Origin of the sequence: Pseudomonas kielensis (assembly GCF_014236655.1) — a bacterium.
In the GTDB taxonomy this organism is placed as follows: domain Bacteria; phylum Pseudomonadota; class Gammaproteobacteria; order Pseudomonadales; family Pseudomonadaceae; genus Aquipseudomonas; species Aquipseudomonas kielensis.
The window spans coordinates 51304-73538 of the sequence record NZ_JACMYG010000022.1 but is presented as its reverse complement, the minus strand read 5'-3'; the positions used below and the strand labels follow the sequence as shown (position 1 = coordinate 73538).

Below are 22235 nucleotides of genomic sequence, written 5' to 3'. Positions count from 1 at the left end.
TCAGGAAGCCTGGCGCCGGCGCCGCAGCAACAACAGGCCCACCGCCCCCACCAGGAGCAGCCCGCCGACCTGCAGCACGCGCTTGTACGGCCGCAGGTCCGAACGCACGTTGTCCAGTGCCTGGGTCACGTAGCGCTGGTTGGCGGCGGCGAAATCCGGCTCCTCGCACTGCTGGCCAAAGTTCTCTGCCCACGGCACATAAGGCCCCTGCTCGACGTAGCGCCGGTACAACGCACGCTGGTCTTCAAGGCCGGTGCCCCAGCCCGAAGCCTTGCACAACACGGCGGCAAACGCCTGGCTGGTATGGGGCAGCAGGTCGGCCGCCTGGCTCGCCAGCCCGGTGGCGACATAACGATAGTGGAAGCGCTCGTTCGGCTGGGCGACGCTGGCTTGCTGACGCTGGACCTCGCCGGCGGCGATCAGGGGAGCGGCCTTGATCTCGGGGATGTCGAGGCTGAAGTTACCCTCGAAGGTAGCGAAATCAGGGGCCATCTCATAGCCGAGCAGCTCCATGCCGTGTTCCCGGGCCAGCCGGCCCGCGTCATAGAGGGCGGCGGCGCGCTTGGTCGGCCACCAGCTCGACTGCGCGGTTTCGCGCAAGCCCGCGTACTCTTTGGCGAGCGCCTTCAGCCCGGGGTTGTCGAAGTACGCTGCGGCCTCGGCATAGCGCTCTTCACGCAGCAAGCGCCGGCCGAGCAGGTCGCGCAAGCGCGCGGCCACCGACAAGGGCTCGTAGTTGTCGCGCTGCTCCTGGGTCAATGGCGCGGGGGCCGGCACCTGCTGATCCACGAACTGCTTGAGTTCGTCCACCGTCAGCACCCGCTCCGCGACAAGCGCGGCATCCTGCCAATACAGGTCCTGGCTGCGATACAGCTGCTCGAATGCCTGCAGGTAGTCGCCGCGCTCCAATGCCAGCAAGGCACTTTCACCCTCGACCCGGCAGCCGGGCTTGAGCGCCTCGTAGTCACCACTGGCGGTGGTGCGCAAGCCCCAGTCTTCATCCTGTGGAAAGGCTTTGGCCGCCTTGGCATAGGCACTGGCAGCCAAGGCCTTGTCGCCGTCGCGCAGCGCCATTTTCGCCCGCAGCCACCAGGCCAGGCCCCCATCGCCGGCGTGCTCGAGCAGGGTTTTGCTGGTGGCGTAGTCACCGATCTGGTAATTCAGCGCCGCCAGGCGGTCTGCATTGTCCAGGCTGCCGGTGGTGCTCTGCACCAGGGCCTTGATGATTTTCTGTTCGGCCGGCGGTTGCTCACCGAAGGACCAGCCCACATGGCTGATCAGCGCCGCCGTGACCAATTGCTGGACCGCCTTGCCTTCGAGCAAGGGGATGAGCTGCGCCTCAGGCATGGCATTGAGCTCATCGATCAATTGCTTGAGGGAGCTGTAGCCGACGGGCGAACCTTGCCGGCTCTGGGTCGCGTACAACTCGACGGCGCTGTTCCAGTCACCCGCCTGGCGCACCACCCGCGCTTCTTCGCCGAGGCTGGCGATGCCCAGCTCGAGTGGGTCGCTGAAGCCGTCGACACTCAGTTGGCGGGCCTGGATAAAGGCCTGCCGAGCCTGCTGCAGGAGGTCCTGGCTGGCGTCTTGATTCTGCTCGATGGCCTGCTGATTGATAGCCATCAATGCCCGGCCGAGCGAGTACGCGGCCCAGGTGCTGCGCAGGGCGCGCTGGTCGGCCGGGAGCGCCAGCACCTGGCGGAAGTAGTCGGCCGCCGTGGCCGTATCACCCGCGTTGAACGCCACCGCACCGGCGGTATAGAGGCTGAGCTCCGGCGCCAGACCGGCACTTTCGGCCAACACCTGGTGGGCGTCCTGCAGGGTGCGCAGCCGGGTGACTTGCGCGCGCTGCGCGTCAGTCAGACCCAGCTGTTCAGCGTTGATCCGGGCTTGTACGTAAGGGTCCAGGTCACTCTCGTAATCGCGGCTCATGGCAGTGGCCGCCGCCGGTTTCAGGCCGGTGATGACCTTGCCCAGGCGATTGACCTCGAACTGGAAGCTGCCTTCGGGCAACTCACCCAGGGTCATCGCCCGGTCGCCCAGCAGGCGCAGTGGAAAGTCCGGCCCGCAGGCGGTGGCGGTGCCCAACGGCAGGAACAGACTCAACGCGAGCAAATGCCGCGGCCAGTTACGGGAATACATGTGAACCTCCTTGATCAATGTGTGTGCAGCGTGCCCAACCCAGGGTGCGCTCGGCACCGGCGGGCAAACGGCCGTCCCTGAGGCGGCTGAAGCTCAGTTGTCCAGGCGTCTGTTGTACGGCATAGCCGTTGAGCCCATCCGCGGCGACGCATTGGCTGACGGCCAGTGTCACCCGTTGCGGCAACGTGCCGTCGAGATTGCCGTCATTGCTGACCACGATGTCGTACAGACCTTGCTGGTTGGAAAGGTTCAACGCCAAGCGGCTGTGCAGTTGCTCACCGCGCGCCACGGCACCCAGGGTGGTCAGGCTCCAGGCACGACGGTCGCCCTTGAGCGGCAGGCGAAACCAGATCAATCCGGCCAAATGTGGCGGTGGCTCGGCACGCAACTGGCTGGCCAGCGTCGCCAGTTGTTGCGGGTCGGCCATCAGTTCGCGGCGCTGGCCCACCCGTTCGATCGGCACTTCGCTCTCCACCAGGGGCGCCCCGCCCTCTCCCGGCAGCAGGGCAATGCCATAGGCCGGCAATGCCAGGTAAAACGGTTGCCGGGTGATCCGGCTCCAGCGCTCGGCCCAGTGTCTGGCTTGCACCGGGTCGAACAGGCCAAGCTCGGGACGACTGACCGCATGCACCTGCAGGACACTGCTGTCGACCGCCGCCAGCAAGGCCGCCAGCTCAGGACTGTCGAGCCAGGCGGGCAAGGCGGTGATGCTCAGCTTCAAGGAGGCGGGCAAGGCCTGGCGCACACCCAGCAGGAACTCGCGATAGGCCGGCAACCGCGCGGTCCCGGCATCGTGATCGATTTCCACACCCGCCAGCGTCAGGCCCAGGGCCTGCCAATCGGCGATCATCTGCAGGATGCGCGCCGTGGTATCGACCGGGTCCAGGTGCTTGAGCTGGCCATCCAGGCGGACCACCGCAATCAGCGGCCGGCCGTCGCGCTGCAACAGCGCCCCATCGATCTGCGCTCGGCGCCAGCCGCCTTGTGGATAAGTCTGCAGGGCCAGGACCCGCAAGGTGGAAAAATCGGCACGTGATTGCGCCAGCGCCTCGGCATGGGCGGTGGTCCATTGGCGCTGCCAGATGTAGAGCTGTTGATCGAGAGGGGGTGCGGTCGACTGCTGGCAACCGCAAAGGAGCGCGAGGCTGAACAACAGCGCACGACGCAGAAGATAAATCGCTGACATTAAGGGCCTGTGGCTGAAAGACTGACCTGGCCGGCTGGGGTTGATGGATTTGTCGTGGGTGTTCGCTCCCACATCCCGCATCCACACACAGCCGGGCCGGTGCGTCAGCCTACGCAGCCAATGGCTTGCGGGCAATGATCACCTGACTTTTCGCGACCACGCCATCCAGCGCCTGCTTGATCTGTTCGCCGCGTGGCGACTCCAGAACCGCCTGCCAGGTCTCGGCCCAGTGGTTGAGCAGCGGATGGTCGGGACTGCCCAGGTCGACCTGGGCCTCCCAGAACAGCATCATCCACAGCGACCAGTAGAAGCCGTACTGGCTGTGACTGAGCACTTCCAGCCCGGCGTCGCCGACCATCTGCTTGAACTGGTCCTCGCTGATGATGCGGACGTGATTGGGCTTCTGGAAATACTCGGGGGCGGCGATGTCTTTCTGCAGATTTTCCGAGCTGGGGTGCGGGACACTCAGCAGGTAGAGCGCGCCCGGCTTGCCCACGCGCACCAGTTCGGCAAGAAACTGCGCCGGGTCGTCGACGTGTTCGATGACCTCGGTGGACACCACCCGGGTCGCCGTCTGATCGGCAATCGGCAGCGGTGCGCAGTCGGTGACGTGGCACTCGACGCTGGCCGCGATGGTATCGCCCAGGCGCAGGCGAGTGGCTTCGACCTTGGCCGCGTCGATGTCGGCAATGATGATGTGCGCCCCCCGGGTGGCACAGAAATGCACGTTGCCACCGTCACCACACCCCACGTCCAGCAACGTGTCGGCGGCCGTCACCGGGAAGCCGGTGAACAGTTCGCCGGTCTGCTGGTTGAACCAGCCACTGAGCACCGCATCGCGCAGGCCCAGCATGTAGGGATCGACCTTGGGTGCCGGCGCAGGCGCTGGCGCGGGTGGCGCGGGTGGACAGGCCGCAGCGGGGGCAGCAGCGCCCCCCGCCAGCTTCTTCAACAGGCTCAGCATGAGGTGACTCCTGGGGATGGGGTGGCCGCTCGGGACGCACTCAAGCGTTTGACCAACGCCGCGCCGCGATTACGCATGGGCATTTCGATGAAGCGATAGTTGAGCTCGCTCAACAGCACGATCAGGCCGAACGCCAGCAACAGCGTGATGATCGGGTGGCCGGCCGGGCTTGGCAGAGATGCCGCCTGCAAGCGAAAGATCAATTCGCGCACCAGGCAATAAGCCGGGATATGAATCAGGTAAATGCCATAGGAGCGACTGCCGATCCAGGTCATCACCCGCTTGAACAGCCCCGGCGGCATCAGGTAGTCACCGTTGTAGGACGCCAGCCAGACCAGCACCGCACTGAGCACCGCGATGGCGCCGATGCGGTAGGAGGTGAAGGTAAAACGGTCGGTCGCCAGAAAGCTCATCAGCAAGGCAATCGCCACCAGCACCGCAATACCGGCCCACGGCCGGCGCAGGAAGGTCGGCTGCCAACGGCGGTAGGACGGTTGTGCACTCCACATGGCCAGCAACACCCCCAGCGCCAGCGCGTCGGTGCGGATCACCATCAGGATTGGCGTGCGCAACGTCAGCAGTTGCACCGCCACCAGGGCCAGCAAAGCCCACACCAGGTGTTTGCGGCAGACCATGATCAACAGCGGAAACAACAGGTAGAACTGCTCCTCCAGCGACAGGCTCCAGTACACGAAGCTGGTGCCGTACTCATAGTGGAAGAAGCTGTCAGCGAAGCGGAAGTTGGCGTATTGCAGCACCCCGGCCAGCGTCGCCTGCAGGTTGGCGGCCAGGGTGCCGAAGGCGCCTGAGCGGTTGATGAACAGGCAGGCCAGGAGCATCAGCGCCAGCCATAACCAGGCCGACGGCAAGAGTCGAAAGGCGCGCCGCAACCAGAAGTTGCGGGTCTGCTCCCAGTACTCCTGGCGCGTGCTGCAGCCTTGCAGCGCGGGGATCAGGCTACGCGCGATGACAAAACCGGAAATCGCGAAAAACAGATCGACGCCCCACCAGGGCTGGCCCAGGGCATGGATCGCCTGCAGCAGTGGGACCTGCCCGGTGAACAGGCTGTCTTGCAGGTGATGAAACAACACCCCGAGCACGGCGATGCCGCGCAGCAGTTCGATGTCCATGATCCGCTTGTCACTCATCCCGCGCTCCCAGGCGTTACGTCGCCGGCCATGGGCTTGCGCGCGATGATCACCTGGCTCTTGGGCATGAACTGGTCCAGCACCTGCTTGATGGCCAACCCGTCGGGCTGCATCAGCAAGTCATGCCAGGTGCGGGCCCAGCCTTCCATCAGGGGCGGGTAAGGCGCCTGGATCCGGTCGCGCACCGCGCCCGCCATATCCCGCCCGGCTGCACGCTCGCTGGCCCAGAAGAAAATCATGCCCATCACCCAGAAGAAGCCGGTGGCCTGGCGGTGTTCAATGATCAGCCCGGCGTCTTCGACCAAGGCGGCAAAGCGCTCATGGGAAAAGATCTGCACATGGTTTGGCGCCTGGAAATAGGCGGCGGGCGCGATGCCCTGTTGCAGGTGTTCACCCACCGGGGCGGGCACGCTGAGCAAGTACTGCGCACCGGGACGGCCCATGCGCACCAGCTCGGCCATGAATTGCTCGGGGGTATCGACATGCTCCAGCACTTCCATGCACACCACTTTGCTCGCACAGCCGTCCGCCAGCGGCAGCGGCAGGCTGTTGCTGACCAGGCCAAGGGCTGGGGACTGGGTCATGGCATCGACCTGGCGCGCCAGTTCGCGGACCTTGTCCTGTTCGCTGTCGGTAAAAATCACCGCAGCGCCCTGGCGCACCGCAAACAGGGTCGCCGCGCCCTCACCACAACCGACGTCGAGCAGGGTGTCGTCGGCGCCAATGGCAAAGCCCTTGAGCAATTCCCCAGTAGCGCCGAGAAACCAGCCGTCGAGTACCGCATCGGTGAAACCACAGTCACGCGGCGATACCGCCGGGACCGGGACCTGGACCGGTACTGGTTCCGGCTCCGCTACCGGGGCGGGCGCAGGGCGCAGCCAGTCGAGCAAGCGGCCCATCATGCTGGTTTCGCCTGGGCGATCACGCTTGCCAGAAACGCCTGCAAGCGCTGCTCGGTAGCCGCCTGGCTGCAGAACGCCTGCAGACGACTGACGGCGTGGGCCGACATGCGCGCATAGCGTGGCGCATCGTGGCGCGCCACTTGATAGCTGGCCTGGTAGGCCGAACACAGCGAATCCCAATTGGTGACGTACCGCAGGGTGCGGTAGGCGGCGCGCGGGTCATGGGGCCAGGCGGTGAGTTCGTCGGTCGAGTCGACGATGAAGGTGTTTTGCCCATCGATGTAATCGGCCATTGCCGTGTTGCACGGGGCAACCGCCGGTTTGCCGCAGGACATGAACTCCATCAGCGGCAGGCACTGGCCTTCACCGAATGAACTGTTGACCACAAAGCTGGTGGCCTGCACCAGGCGCTCATAGTCCGCATCGGCGAGAAAACCGTGGATCAACACGATGCGGCAACGGTAGTCCTGGTTCTTGTACAAGTGGTGCAGCATGTCATTCAAGGCGTCGGCGATGTCGTGGTGCGTGAGCTTGAGCACCAGGGTGGCATCGGCACACTCGCGGAACGTGGTGCAGAACGCGCTGAGCATGTCCTGCCAGTTCTTGCGCCCATCGTAGGGGTTGAACACCGAGGTGTAGATCACCCCGTCGAGCACCAGTTCGTGCTCGCCGACAGGCGCGTCGAAATCCACCGGCTCGCCTTCACGCAGCGCCGCCGGGCCATAGGGCCGCAGGTCGAGGTTGCGACTGTCGATCAGCAAGCCACGCAGGCTGAGCCTGACCTGTTCGGCCAGTGGCTGCTGGCCGAGGTTGCGCCCGCGCCCGGCAAAACGGTCCCAGACCGGCGCCGGAATCGCGCTGATCGGATAGTCGGGGCCCATGGCATCACGTACCGCGGTCACGGTAAAACTGGAATGGGTAATCGCAGCGCCGACCTTGTCCAGCACCAGGCGCCAGTCGTGCCGGGGTTCACCGTGCCAGGTGTCGGTGGGAATGGTGCTGAACTCCCAGGCAAACACCGGGATGGTCGGACAGGCGTAGTGGATCGGGGTGCGATGGGGCGGCGAGAACGACAGGAACACGCAGTCTTCGCCGCGGCTCTGGCAGTCGAAATACAGGCGGTCGACCAGTTCGTCGGGGTTGCTGACTTCGATCACCTGCCCCAGCCGTTCCAGTACCGGGCGGAATTCCTTGAGCACAAAGTAGTAGCTGTACTCGGGACGGCCAAGGTTCTGCTCGATGTTACTTTTGTTGGTTTCCGAATGAATGATGATCAGCATGGGGCCGCCCCTGCGGTCGCGACCGGCGACTCAGGCACCGGGCTGGTTGGCTGTTGCAGTTGCAGGAAGTCCGCCAGGCGTTGCTGCACCCCTGCGAAATTGCAGTAGTCGCGCATCCGCTCGCTGGCCGCAACGGCCATCGCCTGGTAACGCTCGGGCTGCTCCTTGGCCATGTGATAACTGGCCAGGTAGGCATTTTTCAGCGATCCCCAATCGGGGCGCTGGTAGACGGTGCGAAACAGGATCCGGCGGTCCTGCGGCCACACGGTCGGCTCCTGGCTGGAGTCGACGATGAAGGCCACGCGGTCGTCGATGTAGTCGGTCATCGCCGTGTGCCGAGGGGCGATCACCGGCTTGCCACAGGCCATGAACTCCATCAGGGGCAGGCACAGCCCTTCACAGCGCGAGGCGTTGACATAAAAACTGGCGGCGCCGTAGAGCCGGGCAAACTGCTGGTCGTCCAGGTAGCCGTGCATGACCACCACCCGGCAACTGAAGGGCGACAACTGCGACAGCAGGGTCAGCATGTGCACGTAGTAGGTGGACAGGTCGTTCTGGGTCATCTTCAACACCAGGGTGGCGTCTTCGACATCGCGCATGGCCCAGCAGAATGCAGTGATCAAGTGGTGCCAGTTCTTGCGCCCGTCATCGGGGTTGAACACGCTGACGTACACCACCCCCTCGACCTGGGTTTCGACCACTTGATCGGTGTCGGGGAACACCGCTTGCGGGTGTGAATCCTCAATGGGCGCCTGTACCACTTCCACCACCGGGGCAGGCGGCGGTACTTCGGCGGCCGGTCGCTCGCCGCGCAGGCGTGCCCGCAGGCTTTGCGGCAACAGATCACGGAAACCTTCGCCGTAGGTCTGGTGCAGGTAATGGCGAAAGATCAACAACTGCCGGCGCACGGGCTGGCCGGCAGCCTCGCGCAGGCTCTGGCGCAGATAATGTTTGGCGATGAACAGGCGGCGACGCCAGGTCAGCGGTGGCGCCGGGACCACGACTTCGGGCTCAGGCTCGGGCTCGGGCTCGGGCGTCGGTGGCGATTCCGTTTCTGCAACGATCGGCGCGATCAGGCCGTCCGCCGACAGCCCCAGTGTGCGGCTGTCGATAATGCAGCCTAGGGTCTGCAAGGTGGTGCCCGGGTTGACCGGCTGGCTGGCAAACCGCTGGCGAATATCGGCAAACCGTTCCCAGAGCGGGGTCGGCAGCACCAGCACCGGGAAGTCTTCGCCCAAGGCCCGGCGTACCGCCTGCGCCGTATGGCTGGACAGGGTGATGACCCGGCCATGTCGCGCCAGGGTGCGGCTCCAGTCCTGCCGGGGGTCGTTGTCCCAGTGCTCGGTGGGAATGGTGTCGAACTCCCAGGCAACCACGCAGATCGTCGGGCAGCTCAGGTCGGTGGGGGTCTTGTGTGGCGGTGCGAACGAAAGGAACAGGCTTTCTTCACCCTCGGCGGCGAGGCGTCGAAAAAGTGGATCGACCTCGCTGACCGCTTCCACCACGTGGACCCGGCCCAGGCTCTCAAGGACCGGACGATAGGTCTTGAGGACGAAGTAGTAGCTGTATTCAGGACGGCCGAGGCTCTGGCTGATCGAGCGGTCGTTCACATCCGAGTAAAGAATGAAATTCATGGCATCCCACGCTGAAACCGCCCTTTCGGCAGCCTCATTCTTATGACGGCACAGCCCCGGATCGACCCGCCATAGCGCAGTTCGTCCAGCGCCTGCATGCCCGTCTACGTTCTTGTTTTTGTGGTCAGCTTTGTGTGGTTGAAAGTCCACTTTGCTGATCGCTGGGCAATCGTGCTGAGGGGCATTCTAAACACATCCGTTGGGGATTCGTGAACACCGGCGATGAATAAATCCGACGGTCCTGACGAGAACTGCACGGTCACGTTAAGACCTGTTGAAATTGCCGCGTAATTGGCACAGATTGACGCAAACAACTACAACAACGACTTCGCATATTCAGAACCTTGCGAAAAAAGCGCACAGCTTTTCGGGTTCGCCCAACAAAATGGGTGGGGTATGGCAAAGTTTACCGATTGAGGGGCTGTTGCTTGAAAAAGCGTCTGTTCGTTACAGGCCTGAATGGTTTCGTCGGCCGTCATATCCAATCACGCCTGAACGCTGTCGACTCGCAGTGGCAATTGCTGCCTGTTGCCCCGGGCTACGACCTGCGCGAGCCAAAAAGCCTCGAAGGCCTATGGCCGGAACTGCCCGATGCGGTGATCCACCTGGCGGGGCAAACCTTCGTTCCCGAAGCCTTCCGTGACCCGGCCAATACCTTTCAGGTCAACCTGCTGGGCACTCTCCACCTGTTGCAAGCACTCAAGGCCCGCGGCTTCAGCGGCACCTTCCTGTATGTCAGTTCGGGCGATGTGTACGGCCAGGTCAGCGAAAGCGCCTTGCCCATCGACGAACACCAGCCACCCTGCCCGCGCAACCCCTATGCCGTGAGCAAGCTCTCGGCGGAATTGTTGTGCCTGCAATGGGGCATGACCGAGGGCTGGCCGGTGCTGGTCGCGCGCCCGTTCAACCACATTGGCCCCGGGCAAATGGACAGTTTTGTCGTCGCCAGCGCCGCCCGGCAGATCTGCCGGATCAAACAAGGCCTGCAACCGGCACAACTGCAGGTCGGCGATATCGATGTGACACGCGACTTCCTCGACGTCGCGGACGTGGTGTCGGCCTACCTGGCCTTGCTGGAGAAGGGGGAGCCTGGGCAGGTGTACAACATCTGCTCCGGCGTCGAGCAGAGCGTACGCGGCCTGATCGAGCAATTGGCGGATCTGGCCCAGGTCCACGTGCAACTGATTCAAGACCCCGCGCGCCTGCGCCGTGCGGAGCAGCGTCGCGTCTGCGGGAGCCATGCCCGGTTGCACCAGACCACCGGATGGGCGCCTGAACTTACAACACAACAATCCTTGCGGGCGATCCTGTCCGACTGGGAGTCACGGGTACGACAAGAATGACAAAAAGTGCACTGATCACAGGGATCACCGGCCAGGATGGCGCCTATCTGGCCAAACTGTTGCTCGACAAGGGATATCGCGTCCACGGACTGGTTGCACGGCGCAGCAGCGATTCGCGCTGGCGGCTGCGGGAAATGGGAGTCGAAAGTGATATCCATTACCTGGACGGTGACATGGCCGACGCCTGCTCGGTGCAGCGCGCGGTAATCAAGTCCGCACCGGATGAGGTGTACAACCTGGCGGCGCAAAGTTTTGTCGCGGCGTCCTGGGATCAACCCGTGACCACCGGGATTGTCGACGGCCTGGGCGTGACCCACCTGCTTGAAGCGATCCGTCAGTTCAGTCCACACACCCGTTTCTACCAGGCCTCGACCAGCGAGATGTTTGGCTTGATCCAGGCCGAGCAGCAGGACGAAAACACCCCGTTCTATCCACGCAGCCCCTACGGCGTGGCCAAGCTCTACGGCCACTGGATCACGGTCAACTACCGCGAAAGCTTCAACCTGCATGCCAGCAGCGGCATCCTGTTCAACCACGAATCGCCACTGCGCGGGATCGAGTTCGTAACCCGCAAGGTCACCGACGCCGCCGCCCGCATCAAGCAGGGCAAACAGCAGGAACTGCGCCTGGGCAACATCGACGCCAAGCGCGATTGGGGTTTTGCCGGTGACTATGTCGAAGCCATGTGGCTGATGCTGCAACAGGACCAGGCCGACGACTTCGTGGTGGCCACGGGCGTTACCACCACCGTGCGCGAGATGTGCCAGATCGCCTTCGATCATGTGGGCCTCAACTACCGCGACTTCGTGAAGATCGACCCGGCGTTTTTCCGCCCGGCCGAAGTCGACGTGTTGCTCGGCAACCCGGCCAAGGCGCAACGGGTGCTGGGCTGGAAACCAAAAACCGATTTGCAGACCCTGATCCGCATGATGATGGAAGCGGACATGAAACGCGTCGCCAAGGAGTAGGTCATGTTCGAAGATCAGTACGGCAGGACAGTCTGAATGCTCCTCAACCTCTACCGCTCGCTGCGCAGCTACCGGGGTTTCATCCTCGGCAGTGTCAAACGCGAGTTCCAGTCGCGTTATCGCAACTCCCTGTTCGGTGCCTTGTGGACCGTGCTCAACCCGCTGTCGATGATCGTGGTGTACACGGTGATCTTCTCCCAGATCATGCGCGCCCGGTTGCCGGGCGTGGAGGATGGGCTGGCCTATAGCGTGTACCTGTGCGCCGGCCTGCTGACCTGGGGGCTGTTCTCCGAGATCACCCTGCGCAGCCAGAGCATGTTCCTGGAAAACGCCAACCTGCTGAAGAAGATCAGCTTCCCCAGGATTTGCCTGCCGGTGATTGTGCTGCTCAACGCCGGGATCAACTTCGCGATCATTCTCGGCCTGTTCCTCGGCTTTTTGCTGATCACCGGGCGCTTGCCCGGCATGGCATTGCTGGCGCTGGTGCCGTTGCTGGCCCTGCAAGTGATGTTCTCGGCCGGGTTGGGGATGATTCTGGGCGTGCTGAACGTGTTCTTCCGGGATGTCGGGCAATTCTTCGGCATCCTCCTGCAGTTCTGGTTCTGGCTGACGCCCATCGTCTACCCGATGTCGATCCTGCCCGAGGGTATCCAGCGCGTCCTGGCGCTCAACCCGCTGACGGCCTTGATGCACAGCTACCAGAACGTGTTTCTCTACAACCAGTGGCCGGACTGGAATTCGCTGACCCCCGTGCTGGTGATCGGCCTGCTGTTCTGTGTGATGGGGCTGCGGCTTTTCCGCCAGCGTGTCGGTGAAATGGTGGATGAGCTCTGATGGGAACCATACGCGTCACGGGCCTGGGCAAGGCCTACAAACAATACCCGAACCGCTGGAGCCGGCTGATTGAATGGCTGGTGCCCTTCTCCCGACCTCGCCATGAACAGCACTGGGTGCTGCAAGGCGTCGACTTCGAAATCCCGGCCGGTGAAGCGGTGGGCATTGTCGGGGTCAACGGCGCCGGCAAAAGTACCCTGCTGAAAATGATCACCGGTACCACCCAGCCCACCTGTGGCCAGATTCACCTGCAAGGCCGCGTGGCGGCCCTGCTGGAGTTGGGCATGGGTTTCCACCCGGACTTTACCGGTCGGCAGAACGCCTTCATGGCGGGTCAGTTGCTGGGCATGCAGGTCGAGGAAATCGAGGCGCTGATGCCGGAAATCGAAGGTTTCGCCGAGATCGGCGAGGCCATCGATCAGCCCGTGCGCACCTATTCCAGTGGCATGCAGATGCGCCTGGCGTTCAGTGTCGCCACCGCGCGCCGACCCGACATCCTGATCGTCGATGAGGCGCTGTCGGTGGGTGATGCCTACTTCCAGCACAAGAGCTTCGAACGCATCCGCAGCTTCCGCCGCGCCGGCACCACGTTGCTGATCGTGTCCCACGACCGCTCGGCCATCCAGTCGATCTGCGACACCGCGATCCTCCTGGAGAAGGGCCGCATGGCCATGCACGGCAAGCCGGAAGAAGTCATGGACTACTACAACGCCATGCTCGCCGAACGCGAAGGCCAGATCGTGCGCCAGGAGATGCTCGCCAACGGCCAGGTGCAAACCATTTCCGGAACCGGTGAAGCGACCATCCACAGCGTGCGCCTGCTGGATCAGCGCCAGCGCTCGGTGGAAGTCGCCGAAGTCGGCCAGCCCATGGTGCTGGAGGTGCAGGTGGATGTGCGCCAGGACATCGAGCGCCTAGTCCTGGGCTTCATGATCAAGGACCGCCTCGGCCAGGCGATATACGGCATCAACACCCACCGCCTCGACCAGGCCCTGACGGACTTGCACGCCGGCGAACGGGTGACTTACCGCTTTGCGTTCCCCATGCGCTTGGGCAAGGGCAACTATTCCGTGGCCCTGAGCCTGTCGCGCCTGGACTCGCACCTGGACCGCAACTTCGAATGGCGCGATTACGGCCTGGTGTTCCATGTGATCAACAACCGTCAGGAAGACTTTGTCGGTTGCTCGTGGCTGGAGGCACAAACCAGCATCACCCGCTCATCAGAAACCTCGGGACAACCGCAGGCGCCGGAGATCGCCCCATGACACGACTGCTGGTTGAATGCACCTATGTGTTCGAACACCCTGAAGCCAACTCGGGGATCCAGCGCGTGGTGCGTAACGTCATTACCGAGCTGCCAAAAAACAACCCGGCGGTCGAATGCATTCCCGTGGTGATGCTCAAGGGCGCGTTGTACCAAGTGACCAGCCTGGCGCCACTGAAGGTGCCCAAGCTGGACCTGATGGGTGTGCGCGTACGGCTGGAGCAGATCGCCAACCGGTTCTGGCTGATGCACCGCACGCTGGAGCGGCGCACGCCGTTTCGCCAATCCCGGTTCGCTCGCCGAGTGTTGTATGTCGGCTGCCGGCTGGCGGCATTTGCCGCGTTGAGCGTGCCGATCCGGTTGCTCAATTACTGCCTCAGACGCCAGGAAATCCCCACCCGCTGCCAACCCCTGCAGCATCAGGCGGGTGATCAACTGGTGCTCCTGGACTCTTCCTGGCACGCCGATTTTTTCCCCCTGGCCGAACAACTCAAGCGCGATGGCGTGGGCATTGTCTCGGTGATCTATGACTTGATCCCGCTGACCCATCCGCAGTTCTGCGACGCCGGGCTGGTCCGGGTGTTCAACGAGTGGTTCGACTGGATCGCGAAGACCGCCGACGGCTACGTGGCCATTTCCGCGACCATTAGCGATCAGGTGCGCGAGGAGATGCTGCGCCGCGTCGGCTCCGAGCAAGTGGCGCAACGCTGGTTCGACCACTTTCACCTGGGCAGCGAGCTGGACCTGACCGACGACGCGTTGCCGGTGGAGCCGGCCCTCAAGCAGATGTTCAAGAACAAAGACCCGGTGTACCTGATGGTCAGCACCATCGAGCCGCGCAAGAACCACGCCTACCTGCTCGATGCCTTCGAGCTGGCTTGGGCCAAAGGCTCGCGCGCACGGCTGTGCATTGCCGGGCGCATCGGTTGGAAGTGCGATGCGCTGATCGAGCGGATCCGCCAGCACCCGCAGCTCAACCAACGCCTGTTCATGTTCAACGCGCTCACCGACAAGAGCCTTGAGTACGCCTACTCCAACGCCACCGCGCTGGTCTTCCCGTCTTATGTCGAAGGGTTCGGCCTGCCGCTGGTGGAGGCCATGCAGCGCGGCTTGCCGGCGATGGGCAGTGACATCCCGGTGTTCCGTGAGATCGGTGGTCCGTTCATGGCGTATTTCGACCTGGATGAACCACAGACCCTGGTCGACCTGATGACGCAGATGGAAACCACCGGCACCTTCCCGGCGGAGCGCGACGTCAAGGAGTGGCGCTGGCTGGGTTGGCGCGAGGCCAGTGCACAACTGGTGGAGCGCGTCCTGCGCCATGTGCGCAAGACCCCGGCGACGGTTGAGAGGCAGCATGCAGATTGCTCTTAATGCGCGAATCCTGCAGGCGCCACGCACGGGCATCGGCCATTACCTGGCGGAGCTGGTCAACGCCCTAGGCCAGGAGCCGGACATCAGCCTGTCGTTATTCCACGGCTGGGGCTGGAGCTCCCAGCTGCCGAGCGCCGCGATGCCCGGTTACTCACGACTGAGTCCGGTGCTGCGGCAGATCCCCGGAGCGTATCAGGCACGCCGCTGGCTGGAGCAACGTCGCTTCGACCAGGGTCGCCCCGGCAATATCCAGCTGTACCACGAGCCGAGCCTGTGGCCGCTGGCATTCAAGGGGCCGACGGTCGTCACCCTGCACGACCTTACGCACGTGCACTACCCCGCCACCCAGCCGGCGGCACGCTTGAAAGAAATCGAACGACGCCTGGAACAGGGGGTGAAACAGGCCAGCCTGATCCTCACCGACTCCCAGTTCATCGCCGATGAAGCGCAAGCGTATTTTGGCCTGGGGCCGGAGCGCTTCGTGGTCGCCCCCCTGGGGTTTGCCCCGCGTTTTCACCCACGTACCGACGCGGACTTGCGCCAGGTACTGCAGGCGCACGGGGTCGAGCCGCGTGGTTACTTCCTGTGTGTCGGCACCCTGGAGCCGCGCAAGAACCTCGGGCTGGCGCTGCGCGCCCATGCCCAGCTGCCGGAATCGCTGCGCCAGCGCTTGCCCTTGCTGATTGTCGGGATGGCCGGCTGGAAGGCCCAGCAGCTCGATGATGAACTGCGCAAGGGCCTGGCCAGTGGGCATGTCTGCCTGCTCGGGTACCTGCCCGATGAGGACGTCGCCCACTTGGTGGCCGGTGCCCGGGCCCTGGTGTTTCCATCGATCTATGAAGGTTTTGGCCTGCCCGTGCTGGAGGCCATGGCCAGTGGTACCCCGGTCATCCTCACCCGACGCTCGGCCATGCCGGAAGTCGCGGGGGCTGCGGGCAACTATATTGAACCCGAGGACGTGCACGGCTTATGCGATGCCATGAGCCGGCTGGCCGACGATCAAGTGCATTGGCAGGTAAGCCGAGAAGCCGGGCTGCAACAGGCGAAGCTTTTTTCCTGGGATCGCTGCGCGACGCTCACCGCGCGCGCCTATCGCCAGGTTTTAGGAGGTTGAATGCGCGTCCTACATTTCTATAAAACCTATTTGTCGGAAACCGTCGGCGGCATCGAGCACGTGATGTTCGAGCTCTGTGAAAGTGGCGCCGCCCATGGCATCGAGAGCCAGGTGCTGACGTTGAGCGCCAACCCCGTACCGGCGGTTATCCCGTTTGGCCAGCACCAGGTGCACCGGGCCAAACTCGATGTGCAGATCGCCTCCACCGGGTTCTCCTACAGCGTGCTCAAACAGTTTCGTGAGCTGGCCGCCGAAGCTGACGTGATCAACTATCACTTCCCCTGGCCGTTCATGGATCTAGTGCATTTTCTCAGCGGCATGAACAAACCAAGCGTGGTGACCTACCACTCGGACATCATCCGGCAAAAGCTCCTGCTCAAGCTCTACCAGCCGTTGATGACGCGGTTTCTGGCCAGCGCCGACCGGATTGTCGCTGCCTCGCCGAACTACCTGCATACCAGTGAAGTGCTGAAAAAATTCCCGGACAAGACCCGGGTCATTCCCTATGGCCTTAACAAAGCCGCCTACCCCAAGTCCGACCCTGAGCGCATGGCCCGTTGGCGGGAACGCCTGGGCGAGCGCTTTTTCCTGTTCGTCGGGGTGATGCGCTACTACAAAGGGCTGCACATCCTGCTCGAGGCCCTCAAGGGTGTCGATTACCCGGTGGTGATCGTCGGTGCTGGGCCGCTGGAGGTTGAACTGCACGCGCAGGCCGCCGCACTGGGCCTGCGCAATGTCCAGTTCCTCGGCCGTCTCGACGATGAGGACAAGGCCGCCTTGCTGGAGCTGAGCTACGCCATCGTCTTTCCTTCACACCTGCGCTCGGAGGCCTTTGGCATTTCGCTGCTGGAAGGGGCGATGTATGGCAAACCGATGATCTCCAGTGAAATCGGTACCGGTACCAGCTACATCAACAGTCACGGCGAAACCGGGCTGGTGGTGCCACCGAGCGATCCACCAGCCTTGCGCCAGGCCATGCGCACCCTGTGGGATAACCCGCAACAGGCCGCCGTCATGGGCGTCAAGGCCGAGGCTCGTTACCGGCAGTTGTTCAGCGCTGAAGAAATGGGTCGCCAGTGGGCGGCGTTGTACGAGGAAGTGCTGGCCGAGAAGTCACTGTCCTACGCCTGAGCGACGCCAGCGTAAAGCCAGCGCCGCCGGCCGCCGGACGACCTGCTCCACCTGCAGCGTCCACAGCCGTTCAGCCCCTTGGAAGGCCGCCACTTGCGGCCCGTCCAGGATGATTTCGCTACGACCACTGAGCTGCAGCACATCACCGGTGGTGAAATCGATGAACAGCAGCCCGGCTCGGGGGTTGAGCAACAGGTTGCCCAAGGTGTTGAAGTGGCGGTTGCCGGCGAAGTCGGGAATGGTCAGGCGATTGCCCTGTACCTGAACGAAGCCGGCCGCGCCGCCGCGATGGGAAACATCCACCGCCCGTGAGTTATCCACATCCACATAACTGGCGACAAAGAAGGTGTCGGCTGTGCGAATCAACGCCCGGGCCGCGTCATCCAGAGCGTCGAGGTGGTGCGCGACGCGCATGGAGGGGTCGGCCGGCGGCACGGCTTCGTACTGGCGCAACTGGATGTACTGCGGGCAATTACCGAAGGCCTGCTCGACCGCAACACTCACCCCCGACTCGTCGACCGTCAGCACCCGGCCATTGAGGCGGTTGCGCCGACGACTGTGCAGTTCGATCCCCAGTAACCCGATCGCCGCGCCGGCCCGTATCTGCGCCGGATCATCGACACTGGGCAGGCTGTCCAGGCACAACCGCGCAGGCTCCGCAGAATGGGCAAAGCCGGGCGGGCCTTCGAGAACGCTGGCCCAGGGATGACCTTGAGCGTCGACTGCACCGAACAGCACGAAGGGTAACTGAGCATAAAACTGGCGATGTTGCTCCGGCATTTCGCTGCGGATCACCTTGCGGCCAAACGCTTCCATGCGTTCGGCAACGCCGACAAGGGTCTGCAACTGTCGCTCGCCTGCGTGCCAGGGTGAAACGTCCATCAAACAACTCCCCTGCGCACTTGGCGCAGTTTCAGGCGGTTTGCAGACCGGCGACTGTGCGGGGCATGGCCACGAAACCCGGCAGCGCTTCGATTCGCGCCAGCCAGGCCCGCACGTTGGCGTACTCGTCCAGGGCCACATTGCCTTCCGGGGCGTGGGCGATGTAGCTGTAGCCGGCGACATCCGCGATGGTCGGCTCGTCACCCACCAGGTAGCGGGAGCTGGCGAGTTCCTGATCCATCACCTTGAGCAGTGCGTGGGCACGGGCGATCACTTCTTGCGCGTTATGGGTGGCGCCAAACACCGTGATCAGGCGCGCGGCAGCCGGGCCATAGGCAATTGGCCCGGCTGCCACCGACAACCAGCGCTGCACCCGGGCAGCGCCCACGGGGTCGGCAGGCAGCCAACGGCCCTGGCCATATTTTTGCGCCAGGTACAGCAAAATGGCGTTGGAATCAGCCAGCACCACGCCTTGATCATCGATCACCGGCACCTGGCCAAACGCATTCAACGCGAGGAAATCGGGCTGCTTGTGCTCACCCTTCGCCAGATCGACAAATATCAGTTCGGTGGGCAGATCCAGCAAAGACAGCATCAGCTCCACCCGATGGGCGTGGCCGGAGCGAGGGAAGTTGTAGAGTTTGATGCTGTGCATGATCGACTCCAGGGGGAAATCGCGCCGCTCAGGAGCGAACTGCGCTGGTGAAGTCCATCTTGCATCGGCTGAAAAAACAACAGAATCACCAGAAAAGGCAATCCGCTATTTCACCCACCGCAATAATGCCTCAGCCGCGCAATGCCGGATGTTCGCGCAGAGCCTGCACCGCGTAGTCGACAAAACTGCGCACCCGCGCAGGCGCCTTGCGCCCGCCCTGATACACCACATGGATGGGCAACGGCGGCAGCTCAAAATCCTCGAGGACGATTTCCAGCTCACCGGCTGCCACCTTGTCGGCCACCTGATAGGACAACACCCGGGTCAACCCCAGGCCCAGCGTCGCCGCGGTAATGGCGGCCTGATTGGCTGTCACCACCATGCGTGGTTCCAGGCGCACACTCATCGAGGCACCCGCTGCCATGAAGGGCCAACTGCGCTGCTGACCGATGGCAGAGGTGGCGATAATCCGCGCGCGGTCGAGTTCCTCTGGGTGCAGGGGACGACCATGGCGCCTGAGGTAGTCGGCAGAGCCGCACACCACCCGGCGTACCTCACCGACCGCAATCGCGTACTGACTGCTGTCCGGCAGCTCGCCAATGCGCACCGCAACATCAACGCCCTCCTCGACCAGACTCACCACCCGGTCGACCAGCAAGGCATTGATGCTGACCTGCGGATACTGCTCAAGAAAGCCCACCACTACCGGCGTGACATACAAATCACCAAACAGTACCGGCGCGGTAATGGTTAGTTGCCCCCGAGGGTCGGCATGACTACCCGCCGCGGACTCTTCGGCGTCCTGAAGATCGGCAAGAATCCGTCGACAGTCTTCCAGGTACCGCTGCCCCGCTTCTGTCAGTTGCACAGCGCGAGTGGTGCGTATCAGCAACTGCGCACCGATCCGCACTTCCAGCGCCGCCACCGCCCGGGTCACGCTGGCAGCCGACAGCCCAAGGCGCCGGGCTGCCGCCGCGAAGCCCTGGTCATGGGCCACGGCCATGAACACCTGCATTTCCTGAAAACGGTCCATTGCCTGTCCTCGGGCCGGGTAAAAAATCGCAGCCTGGGCTGCGATTTTTGGGTCTAGACAACAGAGTCTGACACAAGGCTTCTGCCACCTCCCAAAGGGATCGGCTAGGAGGGTGAGAGGATTTTGGGTGCGGTAGGGACGCAAGCCATGTGTCGAACTCAGAAAGCGAGCTGCTGCACGCCGACGGGCCGCGCAGCGGAACACTGCGTGCCGTCTCGCTCCGTCGCCCAGCCAAAGGTTAAACCTGGCGGGGCGACGCTGACAGGTGAGACGAGCAATCCTTGCTCAGGTGACGAAGCAGTCGAGGCATCAGGTAACCGGCGTCAGCGCCCACGCCCCTGAGCGTTGCGGAGGCGAAGTTTCGTTGCCTGGGCAAGCCCACGAAGTACACGCCAGGCACCTGGCTTGCCACTCCGTTGCGCTGCAGCACACGCCCGCCGTGGTCTGTTATCGGGAGAGCAGTCAGAAAATCCAGGTTTGGCTGGAACCCCGTCGCAAAGATCAGTGCATCGATCTGGGTTGTGCTTGCGTCCGACCAAACGACACCCTCTGGCAGCACCTGCTGGAACATGGCCCTGCGCTGGAATCGACCGGTATTGAGAGCATGTCGGTATTTGCCGCTGTCCAGCACGGGTGTGCGCTGGTCACTCAACCATCGCGTGTGCTCCAACCTGGTAAATTTCAGCCAGGTATGAAACTCGAGCCCGAGGATTCGCTGAGGGAAGAACCGAATTTTCTCGCGGGTCGCCAATGACACCTGCGCGACGCCTGCAAGTTCATAGGCAATTTGAACAGCCGAATTTGCGGCCCCTACCACCACGACACGCTGGCCGGCAAAAGGCTCTGGCGTTCGATAAGCCGAGCTATGCAGACAAGTACCTGAAAAACCCTCCAGCCCAGGAATGTTGGGGGTGAACGGCCGGCTGAATCCACCCGATGCCACCACCACCGCATGGGTGGTGAAGGTCGCACCGGTATCACAGCGAATCTCAAATAGCTTTCCCTTCTGCGCTACACCCACCACTCGGGTACCTCCCTGATACGGCAGTCGAAACTCGGCCGCGTACATTTCCAGGTACTTCACTACCTCGTCCCGTAGCGGATAGCTCTTGGGGTCGGCAGGAAACGGCAGCCCTGGCAGCCCTGAGTACTCTGCCGGTGAGAACAGCTGCAAGCTGTCGTAGTAGTTACGCCAGTTTCCGCCTGGGCGTGTCTGTTCATCGAGGATGAGGAAGTCCAAGCCGTGCTGCTGCAAGTGCCAGCCAAGCGCCAAACCTGCTTGCCCACCGCCGATGACAACCACATCCAAAGTACGACTCGATTCATTCATATGTGCGCACTCATGCATATATCAAGAGAAAAAAAGCCTGACTACGGGCAGCACAGCGACACCAGACCCTTGGTTCGCTGAAGGAGTCCTTCCAGACGCTCGACGATCGCCCCGCCGTTCACTTCGTAGAAAACCTGCCTACCGACCTTGGTGGCCTTCACGATCTGGGCGTCATGCAGCACCTGCAGGTGCCTTGAGATAACAGAACGCTCCTGCGGCAGCTCTTTGGCGATCTCACCGACATCCGCCCGGCCCAGCAGCAGCACGCGCTTGAACACCGCGACCCTGGAGGGTTCGCAGAGGGCTTTGAAGAAGGCTTCATCCAACGCCTCAATGGCAGCATCGATGGCGTGGGTGCGGAGATTGTCAGGAGTCGTCATGGGGGCAATATATGTGTACGAAGGCGCACATGTAAAGCCACCCATCATCACAGGCTTGCGATGCATACGAAAAAGCGTATATTCGGAAAATCATATACGAGCGCAGCATCCAGTGATTATCCGAACCCATCGAGATGTTCGCCCTCGTGAAAACCAAGCACTGAGAACCGCTATGACTGACTCACTGACCCCTACCAGGGTTTTCAAATGCCTCGCCGACGAGAATCGCATTCGGATGATGTTGCTGATCGCTCGCGAGGAAGAACTGTGCGTCTGCGAACTGATCTGTGCCCTGGAAGAAAGCCAGCCCAAGGTTTCCCGGCACCTGGCGCAACTTCGCACCTGCGGCCTGCTGGAAGACCGTCGGCAAGGCCAATGGGTCTATTACCGGCTGCATCCTCAGCTGCCCGCCTGGGTACGCGAGATTCTGGTAACGACGCTGGAGGCCAATCGCGAATGGCTAAGCACCAGCGCCAAACGATTGGACACCATGGGTGACCGCCCACAGCGCGTCGCCACCTGCTGCTGAACATTGCCGAGAAAAACCGATGAAAGTCCTGTTCCTCGGCACCGCCAATAGCTGCCGCAGCATTCTTTCTGAAGCCGTTTTCAAGCACCTGGCTCCCGACGGTGGAACGCTCTGACGTTTAGGAAGATTCACCATGAGCAAG

The 22235-nt window shown here is 62.9% G+C and carries 19 protein-coding genes and 2 pseudogenes; 9 read left to right on the top strand and 12 right to left on the bottom strand.

The window, feature by feature from the left end:
• The 7 genes from H7995_RS19385 to H7995_RS19355 all read right to left on the bottom strand — a co-directional run bounded on the left by H7995_RS19385 (position 1) and on the right by H7995_RS19355 (position 9256).
• The gene (locus H7995_RS19385; RefSeq protein WP_185818743.1) at positions 1-2142 is read right to left on the bottom strand and encodes a hypothetical protein; all 2142 of its coding nucleotides are present in this window, start codon (positions 2140-2142) and stop codon (positions 1-3) included.
• A complete protein-coding gene (locus H7995_RS19380; RefSeq protein WP_182342904.1) occupies positions 2129-3328 on the bottom strand; it encodes a DUF3142 domain-containing protein in 1200 nt (399 codons plus the stop codon). The genes H7995_RS19385 and H7995_RS19380 overlap by 14 nt, the downstream gene beginning before the upstream one ends.
• 109 nt (positions 3329-3437) lie before the next feature.
• Entirely contained in the window at positions 3438-4292 is an 855-nt protein-coding gene (locus H7995_RS19375; RefSeq protein WP_185818742.1) for a class I SAM-dependent methyltransferase, read from the bottom strand.
• Entirely contained in the window at positions 4286-5440 is a 1155-nt protein-coding gene (locus H7995_RS19370) for an acyltransferase family protein (RefSeq protein WP_166588828.1), read from the bottom strand. Before H7995_RS19370 ends, H7995_RS19375 begins: the two co-directional genes overlap by 7 nt.
• Positions 5437-6342: a class I SAM-dependent methyltransferase gene (locus H7995_RS19365; RefSeq protein WP_185818741.1), complete on the bottom strand. Its 906-nt coding sequence runs from the start codon at positions 6340-6342 to the stop codon at positions 5437-5439. Before H7995_RS19365 ends, H7995_RS19370 begins: the two co-directional genes overlap by 4 nt.
• Positions 6339-7622: a glycosyltransferase gene (locus H7995_RS19360; protein WP_166588830.1), complete on the bottom strand. Its 1284-nt coding sequence runs from the start codon at positions 7620-7622 to the stop codon at positions 6339-6341. Before H7995_RS19360 ends, H7995_RS19365 begins: the two co-directional genes overlap by 4 nt.
• Complete coding sequence (locus H7995_RS19355) at positions 7616-9256, bottom strand: glycosyltransferase (RefSeq protein WP_185818740.1); 1641 nt, start codon at positions 9254-9256, stop codon at positions 7616-7618. Before H7995_RS19355 ends, H7995_RS19360 begins: the two co-directional genes overlap by 7 nt.
• Before the next feature lie 428 nt (positions 9257-9684).
• Between H7995_RS19355 and H7995_RS19350 the strand changes: the two genes are divergently transcribed.
• The 7 genes from H7995_RS19350 to H7995_RS19320 are packed head-to-tail and all read left to right on the top strand — an operon-like array spanning position 9685 to position 17284.
• Positions 9685-10599, top strand: coding sequence for a GDP-mannose 4,6-dehydratase (locus H7995_RS19350; protein ID WP_166588832.1), 915 nt, complete (start codon positions 9685-9687; stop codon positions 10597-10599).
• Positions 10596-11567, top strand: a complete 972-nt coding sequence (gene gmd / locus H7995_RS19345) for a GDP-mannose 4,6-dehydratase (RefSeq protein WP_166588833.1) — start codon at positions 10596-10598, stop codon at positions 11565-11567. Before H7995_RS19350 ends, gmd begins: the two co-directional genes overlap by 4 nt.
• A gap of 36 nt (positions 11568-11603) precedes the next feature.
• Positions 11604-12401: an ABC transporter permease gene (locus H7995_RS19340; protein WP_166588835.1), complete on the top strand. Its 798-nt coding sequence runs from the start codon at positions 11604-11606 to the stop codon at positions 12399-12401.
• A complete protein-coding gene (locus H7995_RS19335) occupies positions 12401-13666 on the top strand; it encodes an ABC transporter ATP-binding protein (protein ID WP_166588836.1) in 1266 nt (421 codons plus the stop codon). The genes H7995_RS19340 and H7995_RS19335 overlap by 1 nt, the downstream gene beginning before the upstream one ends.
• On the top strand, positions 13663-15039 hold the full coding sequence (locus H7995_RS19330) for a glycosyltransferase family 4 protein (protein ID WP_166588837.1): 1377 nt from the start codon (positions 13663-13665) through the stop codon (positions 15037-15039). Before H7995_RS19335 ends, H7995_RS19330 begins: the two co-directional genes overlap by 4 nt.
• Complete coding sequence (locus H7995_RS19325) at positions 15023-16153, top strand: glycosyltransferase family 4 protein (RefSeq protein WP_182342911.1); 1131 nt, start codon at positions 15023-15025, stop codon at positions 16151-16153. Before H7995_RS19330 ends, H7995_RS19325 begins: the two co-directional genes overlap by 17 nt.
• On the top strand, positions 16154-17284 hold the full coding sequence (locus tag H7995_RS19320) for a glycosyltransferase family 4 protein (protein ID WP_166588839.1): 1131 nt from the start codon (positions 16154-16156) through the stop codon (positions 17282-17284).
• Here H7995_RS19320 and H7995_RS19315 read toward each other — a convergent pair.
• From H7995_RS19315 to H7995_RS19295, 5 genes and pseudogenes are all read right to left on the bottom strand, one after another.
• Positions 17276-18166 (bottom strand): annotated as a pseudogene (locus H7995_RS19315) (pyridoxamine 5'-phosphate oxidase family protein); the annotation flags it as partial. The gene H7995_RS19320 and the pseudogene H7995_RS19315 sit on opposite strands and share 9 nt — an antisense overlap.
• Positions 18167-18197: 31 nt before the next feature.
• Positions 18198-18821 (bottom strand): glutathione S-transferase family protein, encoded by a 624-nt coding sequence (locus tag H7995_RS19310; protein WP_182342915.1) that lies wholly within the window; start codon positions 18819-18821, stop codon positions 18198-18200.
• Positions 18822-18951: 130 nt separating this feature from the next.
• Positions 18952-19854 (bottom strand): LysR family transcriptional regulator, encoded by a 903-nt coding sequence (locus H7995_RS19305; RefSeq protein WP_166588842.1) that lies wholly within the window; start codon positions 19852-19854, stop codon positions 18952-18954.
• Between the two features lie 238 nt (positions 19855-20092).
• The gene (locus tag H7995_RS19300; protein WP_185818739.1) at positions 20093-21184 is read right to left on the bottom strand and encodes a flavin-containing monooxygenase; all 1092 of its coding nucleotides are present in this window, start codon (positions 21182-21184) and stop codon (positions 20093-20095) included.
• A gap of 41 nt (positions 21185-21225) precedes the next feature.
• Positions 21226-21564, bottom strand: coding sequence for an ArsR/SmtB family transcription factor (locus tag H7995_RS19295; protein ID WP_166588844.1), 339 nt, complete (start codon positions 21562-21564; stop codon positions 21226-21228).
• 172 nt (positions 21565-21736) lie between these two features.
• On the opposite strand from H7995_RS19295, the gene H7995_RS19290 reads away from it, so the two are divergent.
• Both H7995_RS19290 and H7995_RS28980 read left to right on the top strand, forming a co-directional pair.
• Positions 21737-22093 (top strand): metalloregulator ArsR/SmtB family transcription factor, encoded by a 357-nt coding sequence (locus H7995_RS19290; RefSeq protein WP_166588845.1) that lies wholly within the window; start codon positions 21737-21739, stop codon positions 22091-22093.
• 19 nt (positions 22094-22112) lie between these two features.
• Positions 22113-22196: pseudogene (locus H7995_RS28980) on the top strand (arsenate reductase/protein-tyrosine-phosphatase family protein); the annotation flags it as partial.
• Positions 22197-22235: the final 39 nt, after the last annotated feature.